This is a genomic window from Paenibacillus sp. 7541 (genome assembly GCF_002276395.1).
GTDB lineage: Bacteria > Bacillota > Bacilli > Paenibacillales > Paenibacillaceae > Paenibacillus_AQ > Paenibacillus_AQ campinasensis.
This window is the reverse complement of sequence record NZ_NQLZ01000053.1, coordinates 1-11259: the sequence shown is the minus strand read 5'-3', so window position 1 is coordinate 11259 and position 11259 is coordinate 1. Positions and strand designations below refer to the sequence as shown.

Annotated in this window: 9 protein-coding genes; 4 read left to right on the top strand and 5 right to left on the bottom strand. The window is 52.6% G+C overall.

All coding sequences use genetic code 11. From position 1 onward, the window contains the following. Nucleotides 1-299: 299 nt before the first annotated feature. Nucleotides 300-1307: a Gfo/Idh/MocA family protein gene (locus CHH75_RS23735; RefSeq protein ID WP_095399312.1), complete on the bottom strand. Its 1008-nt coding sequence runs from the start codon at nucleotides 1305-1307 to the stop codon at nucleotides 300-302. Nucleotides 1308-1594: 287 nt separating this feature from the next. On the opposite strand from CHH75_RS23735, the gene CHH75_RS23730 reads away from it, so the two are divergent. The 3 genes from CHH75_RS23730 to CHH75_RS23720 all read left to right on the top strand — a co-directional run bounded on the left by CHH75_RS23730 (nucleotide 1595) and on the right by CHH75_RS23720 (nucleotide 4483). Further along, a complete protein-coding gene (locus CHH75_RS23730) occupies nucleotides 1595-2275 on the top strand; it encodes a response regulator transcription factor (RefSeq protein ID WP_095399311.1) in 681 nt (226 codons plus the stop codon). Continuing rightward, nucleotides 2268-3428: a sensor histidine kinase gene (locus CHH75_RS23725; RefSeq protein ID WP_095399310.1), complete on the top strand. Its 1161-nt coding sequence runs from the start codon at nucleotides 2268-2270 to the stop codon at nucleotides 3426-3428. Before CHH75_RS23730 ends, CHH75_RS23725 begins: the two co-directional genes overlap by 8 nt. A 92-nt stretch (nucleotides 3429-3520) precedes the next feature. Next, nucleotides 3521-4483, top strand: a complete 963-nt coding sequence (locus CHH75_RS23720) for a D-alanyl-D-alanine carboxypeptidase family protein (protein ID WP_095399309.1) — start codon at nucleotides 3521-3523, stop codon at nucleotides 4481-4483. Between the two features lie 20 nt (nucleotides 4484-4503). Here CHH75_RS23720 and CHH75_RS23715 read toward each other — a convergent pair whose 3' ends face one another. From CHH75_RS23715 to CHH75_RS23700, 4 genes are all read right to left on the bottom strand, one after another. After that, on the bottom strand, nucleotides 4504-5805 hold the full coding sequence (locus tag CHH75_RS23715) for a glycosyltransferase family 2 protein (RefSeq protein ID WP_095399308.1): 1302 nt from the start codon (nucleotides 5803-5805) through the stop codon (nucleotides 4504-4506). Between the two features lie 45 nt (nucleotides 5806-5850). Further along, the gene (locus CHH75_RS23710) at nucleotides 5851-6615 is read right to left on the bottom strand and encodes a GGDEF domain-containing protein (protein WP_230875793.1); all 765 of its coding nucleotides are present in this window, start codon (nucleotides 6613-6615) and stop codon (nucleotides 5851-5853) included. A gap of 41 nt (nucleotides 6616-6656) precedes the next feature. Beyond that, on the bottom strand, nucleotides 6657-7760 hold the full coding sequence (locus tag CHH75_RS23705; RefSeq protein WP_095265170.1) for a glycosyl hydrolase family 8: 1104 nt from the start codon (nucleotides 7758-7760) through the stop codon (nucleotides 6657-6659). A 131-nt stretch (nucleotides 7761-7891) separates the two neighbouring features. Continuing rightward, nucleotides 7892-8563, bottom strand: a complete 672-nt coding sequence (locus CHH75_RS23700) for a YdeI/OmpD-associated family protein (RefSeq protein ID WP_095265171.1) — start codon at nucleotides 8561-8563, stop codon at nucleotides 7892-7894. Nucleotides 8564-8821: 258 nt separating this feature from the next. Here CHH75_RS23700 and CHH75_RS23695 point away from each other — a divergent pair, with 258 nt between their 5' ends. Continuing rightward, on the top strand, nucleotides 8822-11209 hold the full coding sequence (locus CHH75_RS23695; protein ID WP_095265172.1) for a glycoside hydrolase family 16 protein: 2388 nt from the start codon (nucleotides 8822-8824) through the stop codon (nucleotides 11207-11209). Nucleotides 11210-11259 lie beyond the last annotated feature (50 nt).

Genomic DNA, 11259 nt, shown 5'->3' with positions numbered 1-11259 from the left:
ACATTATAAACGATATCTATAAGGAAATTAATCCCTCGTAAAGGGGATCAAGAGGAAGAGCCTGCTGGGAGCATCTGCATCCTCTTTATAAGCCATGAGGTCGCACGGATTACAGCTCAGACAGAAAGGATCGCGGCATGCTTCGCCTCAGGATGACTTATACGATTTGTTGTACAAGACGGCCCAGTTCAACGAATAAAAGGTGATTTGTACGACCATGCATACAAATCACCCGATGTCATCCCGATAACCTTGAGTCGGAGGACAATTTCCATCCGGACCCGAGATCGTCAAATCCGTCACTTGGACTGCAGCAGCGGTCTCAAGTCCGTGAAGCCTTCCCCCGGTTTGCGCAATGCTTCCAGTACCACCTGGGCGTTATATCCATCATAGAAATCATAGACCTGGCCCGGCTCCCCGTCCAATATCCGAAGAATCTGCTTCAAGATGGGCAGCTTGCTCTCCTCCGCCTCGGCCGGTACAGGCTGTAATTCTTCTCCCTTACCGCCCTTGAACAGATGGCGCCAGTTCTCCAGCGCTATTGTCCCCTCGTCCCCGTGAACGACCAGGGAGACACGCTCTTCCCCTTCACGATGATCCGTACCCGACACCTGGATATCCACGCCATGATGCAGTCGCATCGTTGCCTTGACGGTGCTCTCGCATTGTTTCGAATCCGCCGGAAACTCGACCTCGCTCTGAACATGGGTTATTGGGCCGAACACCTGCTGAATCATATTGATCCAGTGGATGCCCACTTCCAGCAAATACCCGCCCTCATGCCGGGACGTAATCCAGGCATTCTGCTGCCAGGCTCTTGGCCACTGCGGAAACTCCAGGTAGAGCTCCATACGCTGAATGCTCCCGATGGCCCGTTCCTGAACGAGCGATTGCAGCTTCTGTACAGCCGGATCGAGCGGAAGCGAGAAGTGAATCACATGATTCACCCGTGCCTGCTCAGCCAGCTCCAGCAGTCGCTTCGCCTCCGCTAGGCTGTTGGCCAGCGGCTTCTCGCAGAAGACGTGAATCCCCTTCTCAAAAGCGATCCGCGCCACATCGTAGTGCAGGGATGGCGGAACCGCGATATAGACCAGATCGAGCGGAATCTCTTCCAGCAGCAGCCGATAGTCTGTGTATAGCGCAGGGGCGCTCCCTCCAGCCGCTTCTGCTTCGCGCCGCAAACTTGCTTCGTCATTGTCGCATAACGCCACCAGTTCGATCTTGTCCGTAAACTGTGGCAGCAAGCGATGAATCATATGCTTGCCCATATGCCCAAGGCCAATAACAGCCAATTTCCATTTGCTCATCGTGTTCTTCTACTCCCGTCTGTGGTCATTTGTGCAGGATGCCTCGCATCCGTGAAACCGAGCACGCCGTTCTCTCATCGCGTATAAGGAGAGCTTATCACAACATCCCCTCCGCGGACTACAGCCTATCTTCTTTTCTCCGAAGGCCGCCTCCCTTGAACCCTCGAATCTCTCTTCTTTACAATCCGTGTTAAGATAAAATAAATTCCCGTGCATACTGATGTGATGACAGGCAAGCGCGGGGATATCCGCCTTTGCGGCATACCAAGTGGAGGATTGAATGAGTCATGACCGATATTCTAATCGTAGACGATGATGATAAAATTCTGGAGCTGATCGAATTATACCTGGCCAACGAAGGCTATACTCTTCATACAGCCAAGGACGGCGAGCATGCCTTGTCCCAATTTGCCCGGCACCCTATTGATCTGATCGTGCTGGATGTCATGATGCCGAACGTGGATGGGATTGAAGTCTGCAAGCATATTCGCAAAACGAGCAACGTCCCCATCCTAATGCTGAGCGCCAAAGCCGAGGATATGGACAAGATCCACGGCCTTATGACCGGGGCCGATGACTACATGGTCAAACCGTTCAACCCGCTCGAGCTGGTGGTCCGGGTGAAGGCTTTGTTGCGGCGGGCCTATCCGAAGCCGGTGAGCAGCTCAGAGGACGAAATTGTCGTTCACAATGTGGCCATCAACAAGAAGACCCATACCGTCAAGGTCGATGGGCAGACGATCAAGCTGACCTCGCTGGAGTTTGGCATTTTGCATTTACTGGCATCACATCCCGGCCGGGTGTTCAGCTCGGAGGAGATCTTTGAATTGGTATGGAAAGAGCCTGGACCAGCGTCCACCAAGACCGTCATGGTGCACATAAGCAACCTGAGGGAGAAGCTGGAGTCTGCCATGAACGGCTTGTCGATCATTCATACTGTGTGGGGAGTGGGATATAAAATTGAATAAACAACTGCTGGGGTTGCTGCGCGACCTTCCGAGATGGAGAATAATATTCCTGATCGTGCTGGCCGGAGGGCTGGCTATGCTGACATTTCTCTTATTGGAGAATATCATCACCAGTATCTTATACAACTCCCTCGTATTCACCAATACGAGAAATGCTTTTATAGATATCGTTGGCCCCCGCAAGTGGGACCGATTGCTGCAGGTGGTAGAGCCCGTGGTCTATCTCGTGCTATGGATGATGCTTACGCTCTTGTACCTGTACCTGTTCTACCGCAGGGAAAGAAGAGCCTACTACGATCGCTGTGTCTCACGGTTGATCCAGGATGTGGCGTTTATTGCCGAGGGGAATTTTAACGACAGGCTGAAAGAGATGCCCTTCCAGGACCTGGCCCTGTTATCCGACCATATCATGATCGTTGTCGATCGCCTGAAGCAATCGATGAAGGAGGAGCTGCAGGCGGAGATGACCAAGAACGAGCTGATCACCAACGTCTCCCATGACCTGCGAACGCCGATGACGTCCATTCTGGGCTACCTGTCGCTGATTGAAAATGACAAGTACAAGGACGAGGTCGAGCTCCGCTACTATACTCAAATTGTATATGCCAGGGCTTCTGCGCTTAACAACCTGATTCATGATCTGTTCGAATACACGAAATTGAGGAACAAAACCGTATCCCTCGAGAAAATTCCGATCAATATGGTGGAGATGCTCAGCCAGATGGAGCAGCAGTTTCGCCTGGAGCTGGAGCGCAGCGGGGTGGAATGCCGACAATTTTACTCGACGGAGGAGAAATATGTACTCGGTGACAGCAACAAACTGGCGCGCGTATTCGAGAATCTGTTCTCCAATGCGATTCATTACGGCAAAGACGGTAAATACCTGGATATTTTTCTGAAGGATGAGGATGATACCTTGATCATCGACATTGTGAACTACGGCGATCCGATTCCTGCGATCGACCTGCCTCATATTTTTGACCGCTTCTACCGGGTGGAGAAGTCCAGATCGGCCGAAACCGGCGGTTCGGGGCTCGGACTGGCCATTGCCAAAGATATTATCGAGCTGCATCAAGGCACCATTGACGTGTCCAGCAGCAGTGAAAAGACCTGCTTCACCGTCCAGTTGCAGCTTCTGAACAAGCAGTCGTAACAATCTTTATATTTCTTTAGAATTTTCTTCCGGATTCTTTAATCCGCTCCATTACAATGACCTTAATCATGTATGGATAGGAGCAAAGATCGATGAAGAAAAGAACCCGACGCACGAGAAAAATCAGAGAGGGGCAGCTGTTTCTGCTGTTTGTCTGCCTGGCCATTGCCCTGTTCCTGCTTATCTGGCATACATACGGCAAGAGACCTGAAGTATCGGCAAGAGCTGCGATTCTGATCGATGCCCGCTCAGGTGAAGTGATCTACGCCAAGGATACAGACACGCCATATCCTGTGGCGAGCATGTCCAAGATGATGACGGAATATCTCGTCCTGGAGCATATCCGAAACGGAGCCCTGACGTGGGAGGAGCATGTGACTGTCAGCCGTAAGGCAGCCCACACGACCGGTGCCTCCATCGCCATTCAGGCAGGGGACCAGCTCCGTGTGCGTGATCTGTTCATCGGGATGGCCCTGCCCTCCGCCAACAATGCCGCCGTCGCCTTGGCCGAGCATATTGCCGGCAGCGAGACTGAATTCGTGCGCATGATGAACAACAAAGCCCGGGAGCTGGGTCTGTCCAGCTACACCCAATTTGTGAATGCCACCGGGCTCACGGAGGAAGCAACCGGGCGCAATACGATGATGACAGCCGCCGATGTCGCGGCGCTTGCCTTCCATCTTGTGAACGATTTCCCGGAAATTCTCGACTACAGCGCGGTCCAGGCGTATGAGCTGGAGTTCAGGGATCTTTCGGTGTTCAGCACCAACGACATGCTGCATTCAACGAACCCGTCCTACCACGTCCAAGGACTGGACGGGCTGAAAACCGGTTATACCGCCGCAGCCGGATATTGCTTTACCGGAACGGCGGCCAGAGACGGGAAGCGGCTTATTTCCGTTGTCATGGGCAGTCCTACAACCGAGGCGCGCTTCATGGATACCAAGGCGCTGATGTCCTACGGTTATCATGATTCGCCAAGCCTGAGCTATTATATTCACAGGCTGTTCTCGCGCGCGCAGTCGACGTGGATGCAAATCGGGCGGCTCTCATGAGCCTCGTATGAGCTCTACTATTAGCCGAAGCGCTGCGTTTTGTACCATTTCACTTTTCGCCCTGTCACCTTATCAATCAACAGGGAACAGAACGCGCGTATGGACACCAGCACAAACAGCTGGGCATATGTGAAATAGGACAAGCAGGAGAGAATAAAGTTTTGCGTCGTGCTTTGTCCGATATCCGTCGCCAGCGCGAGATTGATCTGTAATACGAAGAGGTAGTACATCAACCCCCAGGCGATCATCAGGTAAATATACAGATCGTCGGCGAACTGGAACGGGGATACCACTTCTGGATGAAACAGCGAGATCCCCCAGTACACGAGATTGACGACAATAATGATATCCGAGATGATAATGGACAGCAGATACCAGAAGTAGCTCGCCGCATAATACAGCACCTGCAGCTTAATGCGCCAGCTTGAGCGTCCAAACAGATGGTGGATAATCTCCATCACAACCGCAAAGTTCCCTTTCGCCCAGCGCTCCCGCTGCTTCAGGTACACGCTGAGCTGCTCCGGCTCCTGCTGATAGGCTTCCGCCTGAGGCGCCAGCGCGATCAGCTGACCTCTCGTCATAATCTCGAAGGAAATCGCCGTATCCTCGGTGATCGCCTCCGTGTCCCAGCCGCCGATTTCACGGATCAGCTCCGTCTTCACAATAAAGTTCGTGCCGGGGATCGTCCCCAGCTTGAACAGCTCCCATAGCCCGGTATGGTAAATACGCTGTGCGGTAACGAGTTCCAGATTGATGCATTTGGAGAGAAAATTTTGCCCGCGGTTCCTCGCCTTGTTCCTTCCAAAAACCGCCCCGTATCTGTCCGGGTCCTCCAGCGCTTTTTCAATCAAAAAATACAGCGCGTTCCGCTCCGGCGCCGCATCCGCATCAAACACGCATACCCACTCATGCTTGGCATGCAAGAGCGCATCGTTCAGCGCTCCCGACTTGCCGCCGGTTCCCGTGCGTTCGAATATCATGAAGTCCCGGTCGCGGTAGGCTTCCCTCTGCTTCAGCTCCTTGAGCTTCGCTGCCGTGCGGTCACTGCAATTGTCGGCAATGACAATCAGCTGCACTTTATCCTTCGGATAATTCAGCCGCAGAATATGCTCTGCCGTAGCCGCGATCACCAGCTCCTCATTATGTGCAGGGACGAGGACGGTCACCTTGGGGAAATGCTCCATTTCGTCCTGAGACGGAATATCCCACTCCTTGCGGCTCTGTCTGAAAATGAACCGGACCGCCCCTCCCATAATGACGATGGACTGAAATACCGCCGCCCAGATACTCAGTATGCAAAAAACCAATAAGAGATCAGCCACTGTTCTTCCTCCGGTCATATCTACGATGGACACGAACCCGGAAGGTCAGTGTAGCGATGAGCAGCGCCAGCGCCGCACAATGGCAAACACAAGCGCCCCGGCGCGGATCACCAGCTTCAGCTCCCGGCCATTCCGGTCCTGAAACGGAATATCCATCAAGGCATTTTTGATCCGGTCTGTCAGCGCCTTTAGGTAGGCCTGGTTGGTCATCGGCAGCAGCACAATGAACCTGCCCTCGTCCAGGGCAAATTTGTAATCTTCATACCGAATTTGCTTCCGGATCGCTTCCGACAAGGACGCGAGCAGCCGGGCATACCCTTGGGAGCCGAGCGCTTCTTGCACCATCGGGAGAAATTCGATTTTGAACATGGCCAGGCAAAAGTTATACGTCTCCGAATAACGATGGGCCAGATTCGACTGCTTGACCAGCGTTTCTTTAAAAGCTTCCTTGTTGCCCAGCAACGTCGCCAGGTCAACTTCCGGGTGTTTGTGCTGAAGCTCCTCCAGCCTCTCCATCATCCGTTTATTGCGAACGAGCCCCGCCTTGATGAATGCCGCTGCAGCCACATTGGCCGGGATCTGCCACAGCAAGGAGAAGGATAACACGTTCACCTCGGCATAGGTGGCCAGCCATACAAAATAAGCAACAATATATATGAACGTAACCACAGCCGAGAAGCCGGCAGGAGCCAGAAATCCGAGCAGCAGAGCAGCCAGGCAGCCTATGGCGAACACGAGCTCCATCCAGGTGAAAGACTGGTTTATGAATACATGGATATAAACCAGCGTTTCCTGCAATGGCCAAAGCAAGCAGCAGAACGTAGCCCCACACCATCCGCTGAATCAGTTTTTTATTTTCCATGTCCACCCCTACGAATTGCATACTCCCCTAATAAAGGAAGCAAGTTATCAAAAATATGCGTATTTCCCTCAAACACATACCCTCCGGGATAACGTTCATCCTGCCCCCTGAGTCTCTGCATCTGTTCATACAGCTTGTTAGCGAACACCGGGTCTCCCTGCTGAAGCGAGTATACGATCGCCAGGCCATACACCGATGAGGATTCGTAGTCCACCGCCGCTGTCCGGTCAGCCCGCCGATACTGTCCCGCGACCATTCCGGTCTGTTCATACTCCCGCTTCAGAAACGAATGCAGCGACTGCGCTTTTGTCGTTTCACCCGCATAGATCGCCACCAGCAGCTGATCAATCATGTTCACCTCGGACACATAAGTGTATTCCCCGCTCACCACGTTATAGGACTTGGGGAAAAATACACCGTCATCCGGCATGTCCTGCAGCAGCGCATGGTATCGGCCGTACGCTTCCTTATCCAGCAGACCCGCTTGCATAAGAGCTTCCAGCACCGGCAAGTCCACATAAGCGAGACTCAGCGTGTCCGGCGCTTCCGCTCTGGCAAAATCGTAGAAATCCACCAGGTAGCCGTTCTTCTCGGAGCGGCTTAATAATGTATTCGTAAGCTGGCGGGCTGTCTCTATCCATTCAGGATGCTCCTCCCACTTGCGGGCACCTTCCAGCAAAGCCCCGATAATCCGCAAATCATCCCCAAGCGCATTCGTGCTTACTTGCGCCTCGCCCTCACCGCTGAGCTTCCATGCAATGTAGCGGGGCTCGGAGGCAATAAAGTATTGGACCAGCTGTTCATAGCTTCTCTCAAACTCGGCAAGATCATCACTTGCCAGCGCCGCCTGCATCCAGAACCCAAGGGACTCGGACAGCGCTTCTCGCCCAGCCGCCAGCTCAGGCACGACAGAATCGGCCCCTTGTAAATACGTGGCCAACGTGCCGTTCGGATTCGTCATATGGGTCATGATAAAACGCTTCGTCAGATTTTCTCCCCCCGCCCGGGTCAGCCAGCCTCCGATTCCGAGAGCCGCCCCCAGCAATATGCATAGCCCTATCCACACCGCTTTGCGTCCACTTCGCCAGTTCAAGCCGTCTACCTCCATTCCAACAGGACGCCTATATCTTGGTCATTCATGATTTATTAGAGGGAATAGAGTCCCAGCACATTGTAACAACCGCTTCTGTACAAAAACTGTACAACCTGCCTGGCCGAACAGCGTTACCTTTTTCCCCGCCGATAAAGATCCATACTTTTATAGCCTTGAGCCAGAACAGCGATCATTTCTTCTCTGCGCTTCGCTCTCGTCTGCTCCTGGATCGCGCTGTATACATAACGGGCCCAATCCTTGCGATACCCTGGCGTAAGCGAACGATAGAACGCGAGCTCCGCCGGCGCACCGCTCAAATCCTCTTCGATTTGCGGGATGAAGGAAACGTAATCATCCACGCTTTGACTTGGCTTCGCAGATCCCGAGACGGCCTTTTTTCTTTCATTTTTAAAGCCTACCACCGTAAATACCTCGTTCATCCCCACCATGCGATTGAATTTGAGACTGCTTGTCCCGATATAGCCATCTTCGTCCGCCCCAACCCCCTCAAATAGCGAATCCCGGTGAATATAAGTCGGGTATACTCGGTTTCCTTTTTTAGGATAGGCGGCATATAAGAGACCGCCCTCACGCAATCGATTCCCGGCGATGATGGTCCCGATAAGCTGCTGAAAGGCATTCATATCCAGCACGAAGGCAAAAATCAGGTCGTATTGCTCCTGGATTAGCTCGTGATCCGCATCCGACAGCTCAGCCAGACTCTCCTCGCCTGCCGGCGTATTCAACACGGCTGTCTTCTGATACTTTTGCAAATTCAGCTTCTCTACAATGGTTTTAGGCATAATGTACTATTTCCTTTCAGCGTGGATGATCCCTCTTACACCTTTCTACTCGTATACACGAAAATTATCATACGTCCAAGGTCTTGGCAATGGTGGACTTGTGTTTTACGACCCGAAATAATGGGACCTAACCAAAAAAATGGCACCTATCCATCTGATGACGTTATCGATAGAATAAAGATGTTTCTGGTGTAAGCGTTTTCCTATGAGACCTTTCAGCCAGGACATCTACTATTATTTTATTTAGGGAGGGTATTTATGAGGCGATCTTACTCTTCGGAGAAGCGTTTGGTGTCAAAAGTGTGGTGTTTGTTCTTAGCGGTAGTCATGGTGGCCAGCGTAGGTCTGTTGCCGGCATCGAAGGCTCAGGCAGCGGCAACCACCATTACCTCTATGGATTACTTTTCGCCAGCAGACGGGCCTGTCATTTCCAAATCCGGGGTTGGTCAGGCTAGCTACGGATTTGTCATGCCTATATTCAACGGAGGCTCTGCCACGCTGCAGGATGTTATCCAGGATTTAGGCGTCAATGTGAGAGTCGGCGGCAATTGGATCGATATCGACAGCGTAAGCCGCTTTGTCTATAACCAGAACTGGGGCCACTGGAGCGATGGCGGCTTCAACGGCTACTGGTTTACTATCTCTGAAACGACAGAGATTCAGCTGTTCTCCAAAGCGAATGGCGTGACGCTGAATTACACGCTTCAATTCCAGAACATCAACAGAACGACCATTACGGCGATGACGCCTACACAAGGACCGGAGATCACAGCAGGCTTTACAGGCGGCGCCGGTTTCACCTATCCGATCTTCAACAACGATCCGGCCATTCCTTATGAGGCTGTAGCCGATGATCTGAAGGTGTACGTCAAGCCTGTCAACAGCAGCGAATGGATTGATATCGACAACAATGCGGCCAGCGGCTGGATCTATGACCGCAACTTCGGTCAATTCACCGATGGCGGCGGCGGTTACTGGTTCACGGTCACCGAATCGATCCATGTGAAGCTTGAGTCGAAAACCTCTTCGGCCAATGTCATCTATACCATCATCTTTAATGAACCGGTGAGGAATTCATACATGATTACTCCATATGAAGGCACAACCTTTACGGCAGATAACAGCGGTGCAATCGGTATTCCGCTGCCTAAAATTGACGGCGGTGCGCCAATTGCATCCGAGCTTGGAAATTTTGTATACCAGATCAACAGAAACGGACAATGGGTGGACTTGAGCGACTCCGCGCAAAGCGGCTTCTCTTACTCTGCTAACGGCTACAACAACATGTCCGATGCGAATCAGTGGGGCTACTGGTCCGACTATATCTACGGCCTGTGGTTCCAGCCGATTCAGGAAGACATGCAGATCCGCATCGGCTATCCGCTGAACGGGCAGGCTGGCGGGAATATTGGCGATAACTATGTCTATTACACGTTTATCGGCAATCCGAACGCGCCTCGTCCAGACGTAAGCGATCAGGAGGACATTCCGCTCAGCACGCCGGACAACCCGAATATTGAAGGTATGACCCTGATCTGGCACGATGAATTTAACGGAACCCAGCTTGACCATAGCAAATGGAATTATGAGGTCGGGTATTATCTCAATGACGATCCGAACACATGGGGCTGGGGTAATGCAGAGCTGCAGCATTACACGGACAGCACCCAAAATATTTTCGTACAAGGTGGTAACCTAAATATCCGGGCCCTGGAAGATCCAAAAACGTTCCCTCAAGACCCGGGCCGAGTGGCACCATACTCCTCCGGCAAAATTAACACCAAGGATAAATTCACCCTGCAGTATGGCCGCGTGGACTTCCGCGCGAAGCTGCCGACAGGCAACGGGGTCTGGCCGGCATTCTGGATGCTTCCGCAGGACAATGTCTACGGCACATGGGCATCCTCCGGTGAAATTGACATCATGGAAGCAAGAGGACGTCTGCCTGGAACCTCCACCGGCGCGGTTCACTTCGGCGGACAATGGCCGTCAAACACGCATCTGTCCGGTGAATATCATTTCCCTGAAGGACAGACCATCGCCAATGACTACCATGTCTATTCTGTCGTTTGGGAAGAGGACAACATTAAATGGTATGTAGATGGCAAGTTCTTCTTCAAGGTAACGAGAGAACAATGGTATTCGCTTGCTGCACCGAACAATCCGAACGCGCCGTTCGACCAGCCGTTCTATCTCATTGTGAACCTGGCCCTCGGCGGCACCTTCGATGGCGGCCGTGCGCCAAATCCGGGCGACATCCCGGCTACGCTTCAAGTAGACTATGTACGTGTGTATAAAGAAGGCGGCGAAGGCGGAGGGGGAGGCGGACAGAATCCGGACGGCCCCGGATCGCCTTCCACCATCGTGATCGGCGATGAGGTACGCGGCCTGAAGCGGACTGGTGATGATCTGTTGTTCTATGTCAACGGCGCGACCTTTGCTGATCTGCACTACAAGATCAATAACGGCGGTCAGCTGAATGTGGCGATGCATCCAACCGGAAACGGAAACTTCACCTATCCGGTGAACAACCTGCAGCACGGGGATACGGTGGAGTATTTCTTCACCTATAACCCGGGCCAGGGAGCGCTCGATACGCCTTGGTTCACCTATGTGCACGGCGTTACGCAAGGCAGACCGGAGTAACCGAATAATCCATATAAGCAGGAACGCGCGCTTATGATGCACGAATGGGG

Bases quoted from the DNA above. Each gene is read 5' to 3' on its own strand.
- CHH75_RS23695 (WP_095265172.1), top strand. From the start codon at position 8,822: ATGAGGCGATCTTACTCTTCGGAGAAGCGTTTGGTGTCAAAAGTGTGG.
- CHH75_RS23735 (WP_095399312.1), bottom strand. From the start codon at position 1,307: ATGAGCAAATGGAAATTGGCTGTTATTGGCCTTGGGCATATGGGCAAG.
- CHH75_RS23700 (WP_095265171.1), bottom strand. From the start codon at position 8,563: ATGCCTAAAACCATTGTAGAGAAGCTGAATTTGCAAAAGTATCAGAAG.
- CHH75_RS23730 (WP_095399311.1), top strand. From the start codon at position 1,595: ATGACCGATATTCTAATCGTAGACGATGATGATAAAATTCTGGAGCTG.
- CHH75_RS23720 (WP_095399309.1), top strand. From the start codon at position 3,521: ATGAAGAAAAGAACCCGACGCACGAGAAAAATCAGAGAGGGGCAGCTG.